We start from the raw sequence: 18188 nt of genomic DNA on the forward strand, positions 1-18188 counted from the left end.
GCCCCTATACCGGATCGACGGGAGGGCCGCGCCAGCGGGCGGCCACCGCCACGCGGACCGGCCTGCGGGGCGGGCGGTGCGCGGCCAGGTGACCGGTCAGCCGCACGGGTCCGGGCACCGGCGTCGGAACGGTGGGGTGCAACGCCTCGGTCGCATAGCGCCCGGCCAGCCGCGACGTCCGCGCCAGGAACGCCTTGCCCCAGTTGCGCCATGTGCCGATGGACGGCGCGGTCGCGTCGCAGGGGAACAGGCCGCGCCAGTCGGACGGCAAAGGCAGGCCGACCTGCTCGGCCCGCTCCAGCATCCAGACCAGCGGAATGTTGGCCAAAGGCCGCGCGAACTCGAACCCGCCCAGCTGGCCGCCAACGTCGGGATGGGCGCCGCGGAACCACATCTGCTCGATCCGCCCGGCGGCATGGTCGTCGTCCCACAGCATCGGCGCGAAGGCGGCGCGGGTCTCATCCAGCGCCAGGGCCTGGAAGCCATGTTCGATCCCCTCGCCAAGAGAGGCGTCGTGAAAGCGGAAGCGCGGCTCGGTCAGCATCCACAGGACCGGCAGGCGCAGGCCCAAGGCCATCACCGTGTCAAAGCAGCCGACCATCCGGATCGGCGCCTGCGCATGGCAGCGTCTGCGCCGGAACGCGGCCATCGCCTGCGCCGTGCCGCCCTGATGATAATAGCGCCAGGCCAGCCGGATATGGCGTTCGGTCGCGGCCTCCGCGCGCAGGAGGCCGACGCGGCTGATCATCCCCGCCAGGCTGCGCACCGCGAAGGCCCCCCGCGAATAGCCCAGCATCACGATCCGGTCGCCGGGGCGATAACCCGAGGCCAGCCAGCCATAGGCCTCGGTGATGCGCGTCTCCAGGATGCGGCCCATGATCAGGTCCGGCAGGGTCCGCCAGTGCGCCCATTGCTGGCCCATGCCGTAATGGATGCGCGGCCGGCCGGGCGGCATGGCGCCCAGCTGTCCGGTCAGCAGCCGGTGGATGCGGCCGATGGAGCTGCGCCTGCCATCGGCCAGCGAGGCGAAGGTGCTGTCCATCAGCACGACATGGGTGGTGGGGGGTCGGATGGCGCTCATGCCCCGACCCTAGCACGGGGGCATGAGCAAATGGTTACGACAGGCGCATCACCGTCGCGTGGGTCATGGCGCCGAAGCCGTTGAAGCGCGTGTTGGTGACGGTCGAATAGGCCCCCGCGCCGTGGAAGATGACGTAATCGCCCTCGGCGATGTCCTCGGGAAGGGGCAGCTCGCCCGGCAGGCGGTCGACCGAATCGCAGGTCGGGCCGAAGATCACGCGGCCGCCCAGCTCTCCGCCGCGGGGGCGGCCCTGGGGGTCCAGGACCTCGATCCGGTCGATATTGCCGATGATCGGCAGCTCGGCCAGACCGCCATAGACGCCGTCGTTCAGGAAGACATGGCCGCCGTCGCGTACGCCCTTGACGCGGGTGATCAGCGCATAGGCATCGGCCACCAGACCCCGGCCCGGTTCGCAGACCAGCGCGGGGGCATCTTCGCCGAACATCTCGGTCACGGTGTCGGCGATCTCCTGGAAGATCGAGGCCAGGTCCGGCTCGACCCCGACCACGCGATGCGAGGGGAAGCCGCCGCCCACGTTCAGGCGCACCGCGCGCACGCCGGCCATATCGCAGATGTCCTTGGACACGCGGATATAGCTCTCCCACGCGATGGGATCGGTGCATTGCGTGCCCGGATGGAAGGTCAGCGAGGGCACATAGCCGCGCCGCGCGACCTCGGCCAGCAGTTCGGCCGCCAGTTCGGGCGATGCGCCGAATTTCGATCCGAAATCATAGGCCGCGCCCAGCACCGGCAGCTTGAAGCGCGGAGAAATCTCGACCCCCTGCCCGTCCACCTGGGTCGGCACCTGATCGAACAGCTTCTCCAGTTCGGAACGGCTATCCACCGACCAAGCACGGATGCCCTGGGCCACGCCATGCGCGATCTCGGAGCGGGCGCGGACCGGATTGTGGTAATGGCGCGCGGCATGGGGCGCCATTCGGCCGATCAGGTCGATTTCGAAGGGGGATGCCACGTCGAAGCCCTGGATGCCCGCGGCGACCAGGTTCTGGATCACGGCCTCCTCGGGGTTTGACTTGACCGCATAGGTCACCAAGCCCGGAAAGCCCTCGATGAACTGCCGCGCCCTGTCCTGCAGGACCGTCGGCGCAAAGACCATGACCGGATGTTCCGGGGCCAGATGTCGGATGACCTCGGCCGGATTGTCCCAGACGGTCTTCTGCTGTCCCATCGATGTTCCTTTCAGGAGCTGGAGCGGTGGCCGGAATGGCGCAACCAAGATGGCGCTTTTCGGTTCCGATTTCACCGATGAAAAGGGTAGAATCACGCGCCTCATCAGTTATTATGCCCAAGATCATGTCATTTTGACGAAAGCGGCGGGCAGGCACCCCTTGGACGATCTGGATCGGAACATTCTTGCGCAGCTGTCGGGCGATGCGCGCATGTCGGTGGCGGTCCTGGCCCGCCGGTTGCGGGTCGCGCGGTCGACCGTGCAGGCCCGGCTGGAGCGGCTGGAGACGACCGGCGCCATCGCCGGATACACGCTGCGCCTGGGCGAGGCGGCGCGTGCCGCGCGCATCCGCGCCACGGTCCTGCTGGCGATCGAGCCGCGCGCCCAGGCCGCGGTGCTGTCGCGCCTGAAGACCATCCCGCAGGTCGAGCGCATCCACACCACCAGCGGGCGGGTGGACATGCTGCTGCTGCTGGCGGCGGAATCGACCAGCGATCTGGACGACACGCTGGACCGGATCGGCGCGGTCGAGGGGGTGCGGTCCTCCGAGAGCCTGATCCACCTCTCCACGAAGCTGGACCGCGCGGTCTGATCGGGCTTGATCCGAATCCGCGACAGGCGGACAGTTTGTCGCAGAGGAGGAGTGCCATGACCTATTATTCCGGTTTCGTCGCCGCCGTGCCCGCCGACCGGCGCGACGACTACATCACCCATGCCAAGGCCGCCTGGCCGATGTTCAAGCGTCACGGCGCGCTGCGCATGGTCGAGGGCTGGGGCGAGGATGTCCCCCACGGCACGCGCACCGACTTCTATCGCGCCACCGAGGCCAGGGAGGGCGAGGTTCCCGTGTTTTCCTGGATCGAATGGCCCGACCGCGCCACCGCCGACGCGGCCTGGGCCGCGATGATGGCCGAGGAGCACCCCGAGATGGGCGAGATGCCCTTCGACGGGGCGCGCATGTTCTGGGGCGGCTTCACGCCGATCGTGGACGTTTCCTGACGGGCTTGGCCTTTGGCCCTTCATTCGCTAATCCCGACGCAACAGATGGGGTGACGCGATGACGATGGACAAGAGCTTTGACGCACAGGCCGCCGAGGCCCGGATCAGCGCCGAATGGGAACGGACCGGCGCCTTCGCCGCCGGCGCCAATGCGCGGCGGTCCGAGACCTTCACCGTGATGATCCCGCCCCCGAACGTGACGGGCAGCCTGCATATCGGCCACGCGCTGAACAACACGCTGCAGGACATCCTGGTCCGCTGGCACCGGATGCGCGGCTTCGACACTTTGTGGCAGCCGGGACAGGACCATGCGGGCATCGCCACGCAGATGGTCGTGGAACGCAAGCTGGCCGCCGAGGGTAAGCCCCCGCGCCGCGAATGGGACCGCAACGATTTCACCGCCGAAATCTGGAAGTGGAAGCAGGAATCCGGCGACACGATCATCAATCAGCTGAAGCGCCTCGGTGCCAGCGCGGACTGGTCGCGTAATGCCTTCACCATGTCCGGCGCTCCCGGCGCGCCTGCCGGCGAGGAGGGCAATTTCCACGACGCGGTGATCCGGGTCTTCGTGGACCTCTACAACAAAGGCATCATCTATCGCGGCAAGCGGCTGGTGAACTGGGACCCGCATTTCGAAACCGCCATCAGCGATCTGGAGGTCGAGAACCGCGAGGTTCCGGGCCACATGTGGCACTTCAAGTACCCGCTGGCGGGCGGCGAGACCTATGAATATGTCGAGCGCGACGAGGACGGCCGCGTGACCCTGCGCGAGCTGCGCGACTATATCAGCATCGCCACGACCCGCCCCGAGACCATGCTGGGCGACGGCGCGGTGGCCGTGCATCCGTCGGATGCGCGCTATGCCCCCATCGTCGGCAAGCTGGTCGAGATCCCGGTCGGCCCCAAGGAGCACCGCCGCCTGATCCCGATCATCACCGACGAATATCCGGACCCCGATTTCGGCTCGGGCGCGGTCAAGATCACCGGCGCGCATGATTTCAACGACTATGGCGTGGCGATGCGCAACGGCATCCCGCTCTATGCCCTGATGGACGGCAATGCGCAGATGCGTGCCGACGGGCTGTCCTATGCCGACAGCGCGGCCATCGCGACCCGCGCCGCGCGGGGCGAGGATGTGGGCGATGTGTCCGCCGTGAACCTTGTCCCCGAGGATCTGCGCGGCCTTGACCGGCTGGAGGCCCGCAAGCGCGTGATCGACCAGGTCACCGCCGAGGGCCTGGCCGTCACCTATCTGCACAAGGAGATCGAGCCCGAGACCGGGGCCGAGCATCTGGAGCGCCGCCCGGTGGTCGAGGCCAAGCCCATCATGCAGCCCTTCGGCGACCGCTCGGGCGTGGTGATCGAGCCGATGCTGACCGACCAGTGGTTCGTGGACACCGCGCGCATCGTCGAGCCCGCGATGGAGGCCGTGCGGTCGGGCCGGACCGAGATCCTGCCCGAGCAGCACAAGAAGGTCTATTTCAACTGGCTTGAGAACATCGAGCCCTGGACCATCAGCCGCCAGCTGTGGTGGGGCCACCAGATCCCGGTCTGGTACGATGCGGAGGGCAACCAGTACTGCGCCGCCACCGAGGCCGAGGCGCAGGCCATGGCCCCGGGCAAGGCGCTGACCCGCGACCCGGACGTGCTGGACACCTGGTTCAGCTCGGGCCTCTGGCCCATCGGGACGCTTGGCTGGCCGGAGCCGACCGAGGAATTGAAGAAGTATTTCCCGACCGACGTGCTGGTCACGGGGTTCGACATCATCTTCTTCTGGGTCGCCCGGATGATGATGATGCAGCTGGAGGTCGTGGGCGACGTGCCGTTCAGGACCGTCTATGTCCACGGGCTGGTGCGCGACGAGAAGGGCGCCAAGATGTCCAAGTCCAAGGGCAATGTCATCGACCCGCTGACGCTGGTGGATGCCTATGGCGCGGATGCGCTGCGCTTCACGCTGACCAGCATGGCGGCGATGGGGCGCGACCCCAAGCTGGGGCCCAAGGCCGTCGAGGTGAACCGCAACTTTGTCACCAAGATCTGGAACGCCACCCGTTTCGCCGAGATGAACGGCGTGCGCGGCGGCGGCGCGCGGCCCGAGCCCGCGCATGTCGTGAACCGCTGGATCATCGGAGAGACGGCGCGCATCCTGATGGCTGTGGACGAGGCCTTGGCCGCCTATCGCTTCAACGATGCGGCGACGGGGCTTTACGCTTTTGTCTGGGGCAAGGTCTGCGACTGGTATGTCGAGTTCGCCAAGCCGCTGTTCGACGGCGATCATGCCGAGGAGACGCGGGCCACGATGGGCTGGGTGCTGGATCAGTGCTTTGCCATGCTGCACCCGATCATGCCCTTCGTCACCGAGGAGCTGTGGGCGCTGACCGGCGAGCGCGACCGCATGCTGGTCCATGGCGACTGGCCGGAGCTTGGCGCCGATCTGATCGACGCCGAGGCCGACCGGCAGATGAACTGGGTCATCGCGCTGATCGAGGGCGTGCGCTCGGCCCGCGCGCAGATGGGCGTGCCGGCGGGGGCCAAGCTGGACCTGGTCGTGACCGAGGCGGATGAGGCGGCCCGCGCGGCGCTGTCGGCCAACGGCCCGCTGATCGAGCGGCTGGCCCGCGTCAACGCGCCCGCCGATGGCGTGGCGGGCAAGGGGATGATCGCGGTGTCGGTGCAGGGCGCGAGCTTCGCGCTGCCCATCGGCGACGTGATCGACGTGGCGGCCGAGACCGCGCGCCTGCAGAAGGCGGTGCAGAAGTCCGGCAAGGATGCCGAGGGCCTGCAGAAGCGTCTGTCGAACCCGAAATTCGTCGAGAATGCCGAGGCCGAGGTGATCGAGGAGACGCGGGGCAAGCTGTCCGCGCTGGAGGATGACATCGCGCGGCTGAATGCGGCGCTGGCGCAGCTGGCGGCGATGTGAGCCTGCGCCGCCGGAGGCGCCCGGCCTTGCGGGCGGGTGCCTCCGGCGGGGATATTTGGGTGAAGAAGAAGCGGGGGCGGCCATGGGCTGGCTGGAGCGGATCGCCGAGAGGATGATGCTGGAGGCCCGTGCCGAGGGCAAGCTGAGCGGCCTTGAGGGCGAAGGGAAACCCCTGCCCGACCGGCCCGTGGAGCGGGACGGGACCGCCGCCGGGTTCCGGATCATGGCGCAGGCGGGCGTGCTGCCGCCCGAGATCGTCCTGAAAAAGGAGGTTCAGGCCGCGCAGGCCCGCTTGGCCGGGATGCCCGAAGGGGGCGGAGCGGGAGGCGCTCCTGGCCGAGATCGCCCGGCTGCAGATGCGTCAGGCCATCGCCGAGGAATCGCGCCGCCGCTTCATGCGGGATTGATCGCGGCCAGGGCGCGGGGCAGCGCGTCCTCCAGCACGTCGAGTTCGTGGAGCGGCGCGGTGCTGATGCGGATGCAGCGGTCCAGGGGGGACACGCCGGGCATCCGGGCGAAGACGGCCTGATCCGCCAAGGCGGCGATCAGGGCGCGGGCATGGTCCCCGTCGCGATGCGTGTCCAGCGCCACGAAATTGGTGGCCGAGGGCAGTGCCGTCAGGCCGTTCGCGGCGCCGATGGCGGCGATGCGCTCGCGGGCGGCGGCGACCTCGGCCACGACATGGGCGAGCCAGCCCTGATCGGCCAGCGCGGCCAAGGCACCGGCCTGCGCGATGCGGTTCACGCCGAAATGGTTGCGGATGCGGTCGAAGGCCGCGATCAGGTCCGGCGCGCCCAGGGCATAACCGATGCGCGCACCCGCCAGCCCATAGGCCTTGGAGAAGGTGCGCATGCGGATCACGCGGGGATCGTTCGCGGCGATGTCGGGAATGGCCGAGGCCGGCGCGAATTCCGCATAGGCCTGGTCCAGCACCAGCAGGCAGTCGGCCGGCAGGCGGTCCAGCAGGGCGGTGATCGCCGGGGCGTCGTGCCAGCTGCCCATCGGATTGTCGGGATTGGCCAGATAGACCAGCCGCGCGCCGGTCGCATGGGCGGCCTCCAGCAGGGCCTCGGGGTCCTCGGCATCGTCGCGATAGGGGACCTTGTGCAGCACGCCGCCGAAGCCCGCGACGTGATAGTTGAAGGTCGGATAGGCCCCGTCCGAGGTCACCACCGCATCGCCCGGCGCGACGATCAGCCGGACCAGGGTGCCCAGAAGGCCGTCGATCCCCTCGCCCACCATGACGTTCCGGGGCGCGACCCGGTGATGGGCCGCCAGCGCATGGGTCAGGTCATGGTTCGTCGAATCGCCATAGCGCCAGACATGGCCCACCGCCTCGCGCATGGCGCGCGCGGCGAGCGGGCTGGGTCCGAAGGCGCTCTCGTTCGCGCCCAGACGGGCGGCGAAGGGCGCGCCGCGGCGGCGTTCCAAGGTCTCGGGGCCGACGAAGGGGACGGTGGCGGGCAGGCCCGCAGGCAGGGGTGCGAAGCGCATCAGAAGGCGCGGAAGGTCATCGTGGTCAGGGTCCGGCTGATATGGGGGATGTCGAACAGCCGCTCCGACAGGAAGCGGCCGACATCCTGATCCTCAGGGATGTAGACCTTGGCGATCAGGTCGAAATCGCCCGAGGTGGAATAGAGTTCGCTGACCACCTCGCGGTCGTAGATGGCCTCGGCCACCTGATAGGTCTTGCCGGGATCGCAGCGGAACTGGACGAAAACGGGGCGCATCGGGGTCTCCTTCGCGGGCAGGTTAGACCGGTGCCGCGGCGCGGGTCCAGTCCCCCCGCGCATGGCCCGACCAGAAGCGGCGCATCAGCAGGACCGCCGCGACCGTCAGCCCGACGCAGAGCCCCAGCCATAGCCCCGCCGGGCCGAACCCCAGGGGAAAGGCCAGCGCCCAGGCCACCGGCATGCCCACGACCCAGTAGCTGAACCCCGCGATCCACATCGGCACGCGGGTGTCCTGGACCCCGCGCAGGAAGCCCAGAGCGATCACCTGGAAGGCGTCGGTCAGCTGGAACAGCGCGGCATACATCAGCAGCGTCGCGCCAAGCGCCACGATCTGCGGGGCCTGCGGATCGGTCGGGTCCAGATAGAGCCGCACCAGCTGTTCGGAGAAGAGCAGATAGACGGCGATGAACACGACCGAGAAGGCCAGCGACATCCACACGACCGTCAGCGCCGCGTCGCGCATCCAGCCGCGATCGCCGCGTCCCATGGCCTGCCCGACCCGCACCGTCGCGGCGTTGGAAAGGCCCAGATGCGCCATGAAGGTGATCGCGGTGATCTGCAGCGCGATGCCGTGGGCGGCCAGCTGCTGCGTGCCGATCCAGCCCATCATGACGTTGGAAGCCACGAACAGCCCGCCCTCGGCCTCCATGGTCAGCCCGATGGGCCATCCGATCCGCGCGACCTGCGCCATGGCCTGCCAGTCGGGGCGCCAGAAGCGCTGGAACAGCCGATACTGGCGCGCAGCGGGCAGCCAGGCGGCATAGGCGGCCAGCAGGACCAGCTGGACCACCTGGACCGTCACGCTGGCCAGCGCCGCGCCCTGCACGCCCAGTTCCGGCGCGCCAAGATTGCCGAAGATCAGCACCCAGTTCAGGCCCAGGTTCAGCGGCAGCCCCGCCAGCGTCACCCACATGACGATCTGCGTCCGCTCCAGCGCGGCCAGGTAGGAGGACAGGGTCAGCTGGCCCAGCACCACCGCCAGGCCCCAGCCCGCGATGCGCAGGTAATCCTGCGCCAGGGCCGCGACCACGGGCGACTGGCCCAAGGCCAGCAGGATCGGTTCGGACACCCACATCAGCGGCATCATCGCCAGGCCGAAGCCCGCCGACAGCCACAGCGCCATGCGCGCGCCGCGCCGGACCTCGGTCTGGCGCCCTGCGGAGACATGGGCCGCGATCAGGCCCAGGACGCCCGTGCCGAAGCCCATGCCCAGGAAGAACAGGATGTGAAAGAAGCTGGTCGCGATGACCAGGGCCGCCAGCGGCTCGATCCCGTACCAGCCGACCATGACCGTGTCGCCCACCCCGATGGCCATGCGGGCCAGGTGGCTGCCGATCAGCGGCAAGCCCAACGACAGGGTCGCAAGAACATGGGGGCGATACTTTCCGTGCATGGCATCGCCATATCCGGGCGCGGGGGATGCGGCAAGGGGGCTGTTGCACGTCATGCAAGGGGCGGGACGCTTGCCGCCCCTGCCCCCATCTGCGATAGATCGCGCGACCCCCCAGCCATGAGGCCCCGCATGAGCTTTCGCGCCCGCCACCTTCTGGGCATCGACCATCTCAGGCCCGACGAGATCGTCACCCTGCTGGATCTGGCCGAGAACTATGTCAGCCTGAACCGCCGCACGGTGAAGCATTCCGACGCGCTGGCCGGGATGACCCAGATCAACATGTTCTTCGAGAACTCCACCCGCACCCAGGCCAGCTTCGAACTGGCGGGCAAGCGGTTGGGCGCGGACGTGATGAACATGGCGGTGGCCCAGTCCAGCGTGAAGAAGGGTGAGACGCTGATCGACACGGCGCTGACGCTGAACGCGATGCAGCCCGACCTGCTGGTGGTGCGCCACCCGCATTCCGGCGCGGTGAACCTGCTGGCGGAGAAGGTCAACTGCGCGGTCATCAACGCGGGCGACGGGCGGCACGAACACCCGACCCAGGCCCTGCTGGACGCGCTGACCATCCGCCGCGCCAAGGGGCGGCTGCAGCGCCTGACCATCGCCATCTGCGGCGACATCGCCCACAGCCGCGTGGCCCGGTCGAACCTGATCCTGCTGGGCAAGATGGAGAACCGCATCCGCCTGATCGGCCCCGCGACCCTGATGCCCGCCGGCGTGGCCGACATGGGGGTGGAGCTTTACGAGGACATGCGCGAGGGCCTCAAGGGTGCCGATGTCGTCATGATGCTGCGCCTGCAGAAGGAGCGGATGGATGGGGGCTTCATCCCGTCCGAACGCGAATATTTCCACCGCTTCGGGCTGGACGCCGAAAAGCTGGCCCTGGCCGCGCCCGACGCGATCGTCATGCATCCGGGTCCCATGAACCGGGGTGTCGAGATCGACGGCACCATCGCCGATGACATCAACCGCAGCGTCATCCAGGACCAGGTCGAGATGGGCGTCGCCGTTCGCATGGCCGCGCTGGACCTGCTGGCCCGCAACCTGCGCGCCACCCGTGGCCGCGCCGCCGCCGGAGAGCCGTGATGGATCTGATCTTCCGCAACGCCCGCCTGATCGACCCCGAGGCCCAGACCGAGGATCTGGGCAGCCTGCGCGTGACCGACGGCCGCATCGCCGGACGCGGCGGGCCTGAGGAGCCCGCCCCCGAAGGTGCGACCGTCATCGATTGCCGCGCCCGCGCGCTGGCGCCGGGCCTGATCGATTGGGGCGTCAAGATCGGCGAGCCGGGCGAACGCCACAAGGAAAGCTTCCGCAGCGCGGGCCGCGCGGCCGCGGCGGGCGGCGTCACCACGATCATCGCGCGCCCCGACACCACGCCCCCCATCGACACGCCCGAGGCGCTGGAATTCGTCGCCCGCAGGGCCGTCGACGCGCCGGTGAACATCCGCCACATGGCCGCCCTGACCAAGGCCCGCGAGGGCCGCGAGATGGTCGAGATCGGCTTTCTGACCGATCTGGGCGCGGCGGCCTTCACCGACGGCGTGCGCGTGGTGCGCGACGCGAAGCTCTTGGGCCGCTGCATGACCTATGCGCGGGGTCTGGACGCGCTGATCGTGGGCCATCCGCAGGACCCGTCCCTGTCGGCGGGGGCCGCAGCGACCAGCGGCAAGTTCGCCTCCCTCTACGGCATCCCCGCCGTGTCGCCCATGGCCGAGGTGATGGGCCTGGACCGCGACCTGGCCCTGGTCGCGATGACGCGCGGGCGCTATCACGCCGACCAGATCACCGTTGCGGCCAGCCTACCCGCGCTTGCGCGGGCGCGAGACGCGGGGCTGGACGTGACGGCCGGGATCTCGATCCACCACCTGACGCTGAACGAGTTCGACGTAGGCGACTACCGGACGTTCTTCCGCTTCACGCCGCCGCTGCGGTCCGAGGATGACCGCCTGTCCATGGTCGATGCCGTAGCCCAGGGGCTGATCGACACCATCGCCAGCTTCCACACGCCGCAGGACGAGGAATCGAAACGCCTGCCCTTCGAGGCCGCGGCCCCCGGCGCCGTGGGCCTGCAGACCCTGCTGCCCGCGGCCCTGCGCCTCTATCATCAGGGCGGGCTGAGCCTGCCGCAGCTGTTCCGCGCCATGGCGCTGAACCCGGCACGCAGGCTCGGCCTCTCCGCAGGCCGCCTGTCGGAGGGCACGCCCGCCGACCTGGTGCTGTTCGATCCCGACGCACCCTTCGTGCTGGACCGCTTCGCGCTTCTGTCCAAATCCAAGAACACCCCCTTCGACGGCGCGCGCATGCAGGGGCGCGTCCTGGGCACCTGGGTCGCAGGCACCCCCGTCTTCGGAGACCACGCATGATCCTCTGGGCCATCTTCGGCTATCTTCTGGGCTCGGTCCCCTTCGGCCTGGTCATCACGCGCGCCCTGGGCCTGGGCGATCTGCGCCGGATCGGCTCCGGCAATATCGGCGCGACCAATGTCCTGCGGACCGGGAACAAGCCCGCCGCGCTGGCCACGCTGCTGCTGGATTCGGGCAAGGGCGCCATCGCCGTCCTGCTGGCCCGTCAGTTCGGCGGAGAGACCGCCGCGATCCTGGCGGGCGGCGCAGCCTTCCTGGGGCACTGCTTCCCGGTCTGGCTGTGCTTCAAGGGCGGCAAGGGCGTCGCGACCTTCCTCGGCACGCTGATCGCGCTGGCCTGGCCGGTGGGTCTGGCCGCCTGCGGGATCTGGGCGCTGACGGCCGCGGTCACGCGCATCTCCAGCCTCTCGGCGCTGGTCGCGGCGGTGCTCTCGCCCGCCGTGGCGCTGTGGGGTCTGGGCCGGGGCGACATCGCCGCCGTCGCGGCCTTCATGGCGGCGCTGATCCTGATCCGCCACCACGCGAACATCCGCCGCCTGCTGAACGGCACCGAACCCCGGATCGGCCGAAAGTAGCGCGCCTCAGCGCCGCGCGACCAGCATCGGCGCCCCGCTGCGCGTCGCGCGCAGCGGCGGTCCCTGACGGGGACGCTCGGGCATGTCGGGCTCCGCCATCTCCACGGCGGCGGTCTCCGGCGCCGCCTCGACGACGGCCTCCGCCGCGACCGGCACGCCCCGCCGCAGCGACACCGCGATCGAGACCAGCGCCAGCGCGATCGTCGCCAGCAGGATCAGCGCCACCAGACCCAGCAGTCCCAGAGCGATCGGCATCGGCGGCACGCCCTCCGCCTGACGCAGGATCCGCACGACCAGCACCAACAGCGCCAGCACGCCCAGACCGAAGACCCCGGCCACCATCCGCCCAAACCAGACCAGACTGTCCGCCCGCATTTCCTGCCCCTTGCCTCTGAAACCTTTGCGATCCCCGTGCCACCATGGATGGGCCGGATCAAGCCGCCGCCGCGCGCAGCCCGCTCACCTTGTCGTGCGCTGCGCCGCCGGTCCGCGCGACGCCGCAGGGGGGTGCGGGGGGACGCGCAGTCCCCCCGCCACGCCGCGGGACGCAAGCGGCGCCCCGCCCGCGGCCCGGTCCGTCAATAGGAGTATTCGTCGTAGATGCGGCCCAGATCGCCGCCCCAGACCCCGTGATACTTCTCCAGAAGCTCGTCGGCCGGGACCTTGCCGCTGTCGACGCTCTCCTTCAGCGCGTTCAGGAAATGCGTCTCGTCGGGAACCAGCCCGTCATTGCCGGAGCGGCCGCGCGCCTTCAGCCCGCCCTCGGCGATGGCCAGGACCTCGCGGGCCAGATCGTGCATCCGCACGCCCCCCGCCTCGGCCTGCAGCCCGTCGCGGCCCGCGGCCACGCGCAGCGCCTCTCGGGTCTCGACGTCCCAGCCCTTGATCAGGTCGCTCGCCGCATCCAGCGCGCCCTGGTCATAGGTCAGCCCGACCCACAGCGCAGGCAGCGCGCACAGACGCCGCCACGGCCCGCCATCGGCGCCGCGCATCTCGATGTATTTCTTGACGCGCGCCTCGGGGAACACGGTCGTCATGTGATCGGCCCAATCCGACAGGGTCGGCACCTCGCCCGGCAGGGCGGGCAGGCGACCGTCCAGAAAATCGCGAAAGCTCTGGCCCAGGGCGTCGATGTATTTCCCGTCGCGATAGACGAAATACATCGGCACGTTCAGCACGTAATCGACCCAGGCCTCATAGCCGAATCCGTCCTCGAAGACGAAGGGCAGCATGCCGGTCCGCGCCGCATCCAGGTTCTGCCAGATATGCGCGCGCCAGGATTTCATGCCGTTGGGCTTGCCGTCCAGGAAGGGCGAATTGGCAAACAGCGCGGTGGCCACCGGCTGCAGCGCCAGGGCCACGCGCATCTTCTGGACCATGTCGGCCTCGGAGGCGAAGTCCAGGTTCACCTGCACCGTGCAGGTCCGATACATCATCTGCGTGCCAAGCGTGCCGACCCGGCCCATGTAATCGGTCATCAACCGATAGCGCCCCTTGGGCATCATCGGCATGTCGCCCTGCCCCCAGATCGGCGCCGCACCCAGCCCGATGAAGCCCGCGCCGATGTCGGAGGCCACGGCCTCGACCTCGGCCAGGTGGCCGTTCACCTCGTCGCAGGTCTGGTGGATCGTCTCCAAGGGCGCGCCGGACAGCTCCAGCTGGCCACCCGGCTCCAGGCTGATGTTGGCGCCGTCGCGCTCCAGCCCGATCAGCCTGCCGGCCTCCAGGACCGGGCTCCAGTTGAAGCGGTCGCGCAACCCCTCCAGCATGGCCGTGATCGAGGCCTCCCCCTCATAGGGCAGCGGCATCTTGCGCGCATCGTCATAGCCGAATTTCTCGTGCTCGACGCCGATGCGCCAGGCCGATTTCGGCTTCTCGCCGCTGGCGATATAGGCCGCCAGCTGGTCGCGATGTTCGATGGGGCCTCCGCCCTGCTGTGGAATGGACATGGGCAGCGAGGCCTTTCAAGGGTTTCCGGTCGGTCACAGGTGGCAATGCGGGCGGGCCAAGTCAAGTCGCCTCAGCCCGGCCTCCGCCAAACGGTGCGCATCGCGTCCTGCTGGCGGGCGACCTGCGCCAGCGCCGCGGACACCGCGCCCATGTCCAGCCCCGGCAGCGCGGTGAAGGCATCGGCCAGCGCCCCGGCCCCCGCCGCATCCGCGGGGATCAGCAAGGCCTGCCCGTCCTGGCTGCGCAGCCGCCAATGGGCGCGCCCCTCCAGCCGCAGCAGGCGGATCTCCACCAGGTCGCGCAGGGGGATCTCTCCGCCCCGGTCGGTCGCGCCGTAATAGCGCACCGCCCCCTCGACGATCTCGACCAGTCCGGGGGCCGCGACGGCGCGGCGGAAGGGCGTGCGGCGCAGCGCGCCCAAGGCCAGGCTGCCCGCGACCAGCGCCCCGCCCCCGCCCACGACCGCGAAGAACCAGCCGCCGCGCAGCGCCAGCCACAGCGCCGCCAGCGTCAGGGCCGTGAACACGATCAGTTCGGCATGGCGACCCAGCTGGTCGCGCAGCGCGGGGCGGATCATCGCGTCCGCGCGCAGGGGGTCATGGGGGTCACCACCGGCTCAGCGCGTCCTCGTCCTCGGGGCGCGCCTCGACCCATGCGGTGGCGCCGTCCCGCGCGACCTGCCGCTTCCAGAAGGGAGCGCGCGATTTCAGCCAGTCCATCAGGAACTCGGCCCCTGCGAAGGCGGCGCGGCGATGGCGGGCGGCGGTGGCGACCATCATGATCGGGTCGCCGACCGGGATGCGGCCGTGGCGATGCACGATCCGCCAGTCCGACAGCCCGAAGCGCGCGGCGGCGTCCTGTCCGAATTCGCTCAGCGCGCGTTCGGTCATGCCGGGGTAATGCTCGATCTCCAGCGCGGCCAGGGTGCCGCCCTCGTCCCGCACGATGCCGGTGAAGGTGACGACCGCCCCCGCCCCCGCCCCCGCGCCGAAGCCCCGCAGCTCGGCGGCCATGTCGAACGGGTCGGCCTGCACGCGCGCGGTCATCAGCCGCCCGTCATCGGCGGAAAGAAGGCCACCTCGCGCGCGCCGTCCAGGGGCGCGTCCAGATCGGTCAGCCGCTGGTCGACGGCACAGCGCAGCGCGGCCATGTCGGCAAAGGCCGCCGCATGCCCCTCGGACCGGGCGACCAGTTCTGCGATCAGCGCGCGGGGCGTCGGGGCGTCGGTCTGCACGGTCTCGCGCGGCTGGCCCACGCGTTCGCGCAGCCAGGCGAAATACAGGACCTCAAGCGTCATGGCGCGGCTCGCGCAGGAAGGGCAGCGCCTTGACGAAATAGTCCCAGCCCGTCCAGGCCGTCAGCGCCGCCGCGATCCAGATCATCGTCAGGCCCGCATGCGTGGCCATGGCGGCCCAGCTGCCGGACCAGATCAGCCCCGTCTCGCCCACGCGCGGCGCGCCGCCGGATTCGACATAGGCCAGGCCCGTGCCCAGGAACAGGACCGAGATGGCCACCATCTGCAGCGTGGTCTTCCATTTGGCCAGCTTGGTCACCGCCAGCAGGCGCGACTTGTCGCCCAGATACTCGCGCAGGCCCGACACGAAGACCTCGCGGAACAGGATGATCGTCACCGGCAGGATCAGCCACGGGTTCATGCCCGAATAGCCGGTGATGACGACCAGGGCGATCACCACCATGGCCTTGTCCGCGATCGGGTCCATGGCCGCGCCGAAGCGGCTCTCCTGCTTCCAGGCGCGGGCCAGATAGCCGTCGATCCAGTCGGTGATCGCCGCCCCCATGAACAGCGCCAGCGCCGCCCAATCGGCCCAGGGGCGTTGGAAATACAGGAACATCAGCGGGACCCCGGGGGCCGCCAGCAGACGCAGAAGGGTCAGGACATTCGGAAGGTTCCAGCGCATGTCGGCACGCTAGTCCCTGCCGCGGCGGTTGGAAAGGCCCAAGCGTCGCCCCGACGCAGCCGTGATCGGCCGCCCCTCAATCGGCCGCCCCTCAATGGACCGGCCCTCAGCCGCGCGCGTTGAAATGGTCGTGGACCTTCTGCGCGATCGCCGCTGATATGCCCTCGACCGCCTGCAGGTCGGCCAGACCGGCGCGACCCACCGCCTTGGCGCTGCCGAAATGGGCCAGCAGGGCGCGCTTGCGCGCCGCGCCGATGCCCGCGATCTCGTCTAGGGGGTTGGCCATCTGCGACTTGGCCCGGCGCGCGCGGTGAGTGCCGATGGCCCAACGGTGCGCCTCGTCGCGCAGCCGCTGGACGAAGTACAGGACCGGGTCGTTCATGCGCAGCGCGAAGGGGCGCTGGCCCGGGCGGTGGAACTCCTCCTTGCCGTGGTCGCGGTCCTGGCCCTTGGCGACGCCGATCATCGGGATGTCCTCGACGCCCAGCTCGGCCATGATCTCATGGACGGCGCTGACCTGCCCCGCGCCGCCGTCGATCAGCAGAAGGTCCGGCCAGGCCTCGGTCTGGCGGTCCGGGTCGTCCTTCAGAAGGCGGGTGAAGCGGCGGGTCAGCACCTCTTTCATCATGCCGAAATCGTCGCCGGGGGTGATCTCGGTCCCCTTGATGTTGAACTTGCGGTACTGGCTCTTCATCCAGCCGTCGGGCCCCGCCACGATCATGCCGCCGACCGCGTTGGTGCCCATGATGTGGCTGTTGTCATAGACCTCGATCCGGCGCGGGGGCGCGGGCAGTTCGAACGCGTCGGCCAGACCCTCCAGCAGGCGCAGCTGGGTCGCGCTCTCGGACATGCGCCGGGCCAGGCTCTCACGTGCGTTGCGCAGCGCGTTGGTCACCAGGTCCGACTTCTCGCCGCGCAGCGGTACGGCCACCTCGACCTTGCGGCGGGCCCGTTCGGACAGGACATCCGCGGTCAGGTCGGGGTCCTCGGGCGGGTGGGACAGCAGGATCTGCCGGGGCGGCGGGGTGTTGTCGTAGAACTGCAGCAGGAAGGCCTGCATCACCTCCTCCGCCCCCTCGGCCCCGCCCAGCCTGGGATAGAAGTCGCGGTTGCCCCAGCTCTGGTTGCCGCGGATGAAGAAGACCTGCACGCAGGCCTGCCCCCCCTCCATGTGCAGCGCCACGATGTCGGCCTCGGCCACGCCCTTGGGGTTGATGGCCTGCACCGACTGCACGGCCGTCAGCGCCTTGATGCGGTCGCGCAGGGCGGCGGCGCGCTCGTATTCCATGTTCTCGGCGGCCTGGGCCATCTCGCGTGCCAGATCGGCCTGGATGGTGGTCGTCTTGCCCTGCAGGAAGCGTTCCGCGTCATTGACCAGCGCGTTGTAGTCCGGCGCGCTGATCCGCCCGGTGCAGGGCGCGCTGCAGCGCTTGATCTGGAACAGCAGGCAGGGGCGGGTGCGGCTCTCGAACACGCTGTCGGTGCAGTTCCTCAGCAGGAAGACGCGCTGCAGCTGGGTCAGGGTGCGGTTCACCGCGCCCGCGCTGGCGAAGGGGCCGTAATAGTCGCCCTTCTCGGTCTTGGCGCCGCGATGCTTCTTGATCTGCGGATAGGCGTGGGACTTGGCCACCAGGATGTTCGGGAACGACTTGTCGTCGCGCAGAAGCACGTTGTAGCGCGGCTTCAGCTGCTTGATCAGGTTCTGCTCCAGCAGCAGCGCTTCGGTCTCGGTGTTGGTGGTCAGGAACATCATTGAGGCCGTCTCACGGATCATCCGCGCGATGCGCCCCGAATGGCCCGAGGGCCGGGCATAGTTCGACACCCGCGCGCGCAGGTCGCGCGCCTTGCCGACATAGAGCACTGCTTGGCTCGCATCCAGCATGCGATAGACGCCGGGACTGCTGTCCAGCGTGCGGAGGTAATCCTGGATGAGGGCGTGGCCTGTTTTCTGGGTCATGATGCCTAGTACTACAGTTGCGCATTGATGCGCAACTTCCGATGTGCGATGGCAGCGATCGCTTGATGTTCTCGTCGCCATCGTGACCAGTCCCAGACAAAGG

18 protein-coding genes and 1 pseudogene are annotated in these 18188 nt (G+C 69.4%); 7 read left to right on the forward strand and 12 right to left on the reverse strand.

Annotated features, from left to right (window positions below; translation table 11 throughout):
* Positions 1-4 precede the first annotated feature (4 nt).
* Positions 5-1081, reverse strand: a complete 1077-nt coding sequence (locus tag AC2SGK_RS10455; protein ID WP_488323484.1) for a T6SS phospholipase effector Tle1-like catalytic domain-containing protein — start codon at positions 1079-1081, stop codon at positions 5-7.
* A gap of 34 nt (positions 1082-1115) precedes the next feature.
* A complete protein-coding gene (locus AC2SGK_RS10460) occupies positions 1116-2270 on the reverse strand; it encodes a type III PLP-dependent enzyme (protein WP_488323485.1) in 1155 nt (384 codons plus the stop codon).
* A 160-nt stretch (positions 2271-2430) separates the two neighbouring features.
* On the opposite strand from AC2SGK_RS10460, the gene AC2SGK_RS10465 reads away from it, so the two are divergent.
* From AC2SGK_RS10465 to AC2SGK_RS10480, 4 genes and pseudogenes are all read left to right on the forward strand, one after another.
* Positions 2431-2862, forward strand: a complete 432-nt coding sequence (locus tag AC2SGK_RS10465; RefSeq protein WP_488323486.1) for an Lrp/AsnC family transcriptional regulator — start codon at positions 2431-2433, stop codon at positions 2860-2862.
* Between the two features lie 56 nt (positions 2863-2918).
* Positions 2919-3269, forward strand: a complete 351-nt coding sequence (locus AC2SGK_RS10470; RefSeq protein ID WP_488323487.1) for a DUF1428 domain-containing protein — start codon at positions 2919-2921, stop codon at positions 3267-3269.
* Positions 3270-3327: 58 nt separating this feature from the next.
* Positions 3328-6189, forward strand: coding sequence for a valine--tRNA ligase (locus AC2SGK_RS10475; RefSeq protein ID WP_488323488.1), 2862 nt, complete (start codon positions 3328-3330; stop codon positions 6187-6189).
* A gap of 115 nt (positions 6190-6304) precedes the next feature.
* Positions 6305-6427: pseudogene (locus AC2SGK_RS10480) on the forward strand (DnaJ family domain-containing protein); the annotation flags it as partial.
* Positions 6428-6582: 155 nt separating this feature from the next.
* On the opposite strand, the gene AC2SGK_RS10485 reads toward AC2SGK_RS10480, so the two are convergent.
* The 3 genes from AC2SGK_RS10485 to AC2SGK_RS10495 are packed head-to-tail and all read right to left on the reverse strand — an operon-like array spanning position 6583 to position 9315.
* Positions 6583-7683 carry a pyridoxal phosphate-dependent aminotransferase gene (locus AC2SGK_RS10485; protein ID WP_488323489.1) on the reverse strand — a complete coding sequence of 367 codons (1101 nt, stop codon included), beginning with the start codon at positions 7681-7683 and terminating at the stop codon, positions 6583-6585.
* On the reverse strand, positions 7683-7919 hold the full coding sequence (locus tag AC2SGK_RS10490; RefSeq protein WP_488323490.1) for an Lrp/AsnC ligand binding domain-containing protein: 237 nt from the start codon (positions 7917-7919) through the stop codon (positions 7683-7685). Before AC2SGK_RS10490 ends, AC2SGK_RS10485 begins: the two co-directional genes overlap by 1 nt.
* A 22-nt stretch (positions 7920-7941) precedes the next feature.
* The gene (locus AC2SGK_RS10495; RefSeq protein ID WP_488323491.1) at positions 7942-9315 is read right to left on the reverse strand and encodes an MATE family efflux transporter; all 1374 of its coding nucleotides are present in this window, start codon (positions 9313-9315) and stop codon (positions 7942-7944) included.
* Positions 9316-9444: 129 nt separating this feature from the next.
* Here AC2SGK_RS10495 and AC2SGK_RS10500 point away from each other — a divergent pair, with 129 nt between their 5' ends.
* From AC2SGK_RS10500 to plsY, 3 genes are read left to right on the forward strand one after another with little or no spacing between them, the layout of a single operon-like run.
* Entirely contained in the window at positions 9445-10404 is a 960-nt protein-coding gene (locus tag AC2SGK_RS10500; RefSeq protein ID WP_488323492.1) for an aspartate carbamoyltransferase catalytic subunit, read from the forward strand.
* Complete coding sequence (gene pyrC / locus AC2SGK_RS10505) at positions 10404-11684, forward strand: dihydroorotase (RefSeq protein ID WP_488323493.1); 1281 nt, start codon at positions 10404-10406, stop codon at positions 11682-11684. Before AC2SGK_RS10500 ends, pyrC begins: the two co-directional genes overlap by 1 nt.
* The gene (gene plsY, locus AC2SGK_RS10510; protein ID WP_488323494.1) at positions 11681-12259 is read left to right on the forward strand and encodes a glycerol-3-phosphate 1-O-acyltransferase PlsY; all 579 of its coding nucleotides are present in this window, start codon (positions 11681-11683) and stop codon (positions 12257-12259) included. Before pyrC ends, plsY begins: the two co-directional genes overlap by 4 nt.
* A gap of 6 nt (positions 12260-12265) precedes the next feature.
* On the opposite strand, the gene AC2SGK_RS10515 is transcribed toward plsY, so the two are convergent.
* The 7 genes from AC2SGK_RS10515 to uvrC form a co-directional block, all read right to left on the reverse strand.
* Positions 12266-12634, reverse strand: coding sequence for a hypothetical protein (locus tag AC2SGK_RS10515; protein WP_488323495.1), 369 nt, complete (start codon positions 12632-12634; stop codon positions 12266-12268).
* 203 nt (positions 12635-12837) lie between these two features.
* Positions 12838-14208 carry a glutamate--cysteine ligase gene (locus tag AC2SGK_RS10520; RefSeq protein ID WP_488323496.1) on the reverse strand — a complete coding sequence of 457 codons (1371 nt, stop codon included), beginning with the start codon at positions 14206-14208 and terminating at the stop codon, positions 12838-12840.
* Between the two features lie 71 nt (positions 14209-14279).
* A complete protein-coding gene (locus AC2SGK_RS10525) occupies positions 14280-14786 on the reverse strand; it encodes a hypothetical protein (protein WP_488323497.1) in 507 nt (168 codons plus the stop codon).
* A 28-nt stretch (positions 14787-14814) separates the two neighbouring features.
* Positions 14815-15255, reverse strand: coding sequence for a molybdenum cofactor biosynthesis protein MoaE (locus tag AC2SGK_RS10530; RefSeq protein WP_488323498.1), 441 nt, complete (start codon positions 15253-15255; stop codon positions 14815-14817).
* Positions 15255-15506, reverse strand: a complete 252-nt coding sequence (moaD, locus tag AC2SGK_RS10535) for a molybdopterin converting factor subunit 1 (protein WP_488323499.1) — start codon at positions 15504-15506, stop codon at positions 15255-15257. Before moaD ends, AC2SGK_RS10530 begins: the two co-directional genes overlap by 1 nt.
* A complete protein-coding gene (gene pgsA / locus AC2SGK_RS10540) occupies positions 15496-16128 on the reverse strand; it encodes a CDP-diacylglycerol--glycerol-3-phosphate 3-phosphatidyltransferase (protein ID WP_488323500.1) in 633 nt (210 codons plus the stop codon). The genes moaD and pgsA overlap by 11 nt, the downstream gene beginning before the upstream one ends.
* Before the next feature lie 106 nt (positions 16129-16234).
* A complete protein-coding gene (gene uvrC, locus AC2SGK_RS10545; RefSeq protein WP_488323501.1) occupies positions 16235-18085 on the reverse strand; it encodes an excinuclease ABC subunit UvrC in 1851 nt (616 codons plus the stop codon).
* Positions 18086-18188: the final 103 nt, after the last annotated feature.

The sequence above is a fragment of the Paracoccus sp. NIOT.M2S5SZ12 genome (genome assembly GCF_057748165.1).

Excerpts from the sequence above, each read along its gene's own strand:
- AC2SGK_RS10455 (WP_488323484.1), bottom strand. The coding sequence starts at position 1,081 with ATGAGCGCCATCCGACCCCCCACCACCCATGTCGTGCTGATGGACAGC.
- AC2SGK_RS10460 (WP_488323485.1), bottom strand. The coding sequence starts at position 2,270 with ATGGGACAGCAGAAGACCGTCTGGGACAATCCGGCCGAGGTCATCCGA.
- AC2SGK_RS10470 (WP_488323487.1), top strand. The coding sequence starts at position 2,919 with ATGACCTATTATTCCGGTTTCGTCGCCGCCGTGCCCGCCGACCGGCGC.
- AC2SGK_RS10475 (WP_488323488.1), top strand. The coding sequence starts at position 3,328 with ATGACGATGGACAAGAGCTTTGACGCACAGGCCGCCGAGGCCCGGATC.
- AC2SGK_RS10485 (WP_488323489.1), bottom strand. The coding sequence starts at position 7,683 with ATGCGCTTCGCACCCCTGCCTGCGGGCCTGCCCGCCACCGTCCCCTTC.
- AC2SGK_RS10490 (WP_488323490.1), bottom strand. The coding sequence starts at position 7,919 with ATGCGCCCCGTTTTCGTCCAGTTCCGCTGCGATCCCGGCAAGACCTAT.
- AC2SGK_RS10495 (WP_488323491.1), bottom strand. The coding sequence starts at position 9,315 with ATGCACGGAAAGTATCGCCCCCATGTTCTTGCGACCCTGTCGTTGGGC.
- AC2SGK_RS10500 (WP_488323492.1), top strand. The coding sequence starts at position 9,445 with ATGAGCTTTCGCGCCCGCCACCTTCTGGGCATCGACCATCTCAGGCCC.
- pyrC (WP_488323493.1), top strand. The coding sequence starts at position 10,404 with ATGGATCTGATCTTCCGCAACGCCCGCCTGATCGACCCCGAGGCCCAG.
- plsY (WP_488323494.1), top strand. The coding sequence starts at position 11,681 with ATGATCCTCTGGGCCATCTTCGGCTATCTTCTGGGCTCGGTCCCCTTC.
- AC2SGK_RS10515 (WP_488323495.1), bottom strand. The coding sequence starts at position 12,634 with ATGCGGGCGGACAGTCTGGTCTGGTTTGGGCGGATGGTGGCCGGGGTC.
- AC2SGK_RS10520 (WP_488323496.1), bottom strand. The coding sequence starts at position 14,208 with ATGTCCATTCCACAGCAGGGCGGAGGCCCCATCGAACATCGCGACCAG.
- AC2SGK_RS10525 (WP_488323497.1), bottom strand. The coding sequence starts at position 14,786 with ATGATCCGCCCCGCGCTGCGCGACCAGCTGGGTCGCCATGCCGAACTG.
- AC2SGK_RS10530 (WP_488323498.1), bottom strand. The coding sequence starts at position 15,255 with ATGACCGCGCGCGTGCAGGCCGACCCGTTCGACATGGCCGCCGAGCTG.
- moaD (WP_488323499.1), bottom strand. The coding sequence starts at position 15,506 with ATGACGCTTGAGGTCCTGTATTTCGCCTGGCTGCGCGAACGCGTGGGC.
- pgsA (WP_488323500.1), bottom strand. The coding sequence starts at position 16,128 with ATGCGCTGGAACCTTCCGAATGTCCTGACCCTTCTGCGTCTGCTGGCG.
- uvrC (WP_488323501.1), bottom strand. The coding sequence starts at position 18,085 with ATGACCCAGAAAACAGGCCACGCCCTCATCCAGGATTACCTCCGCACG.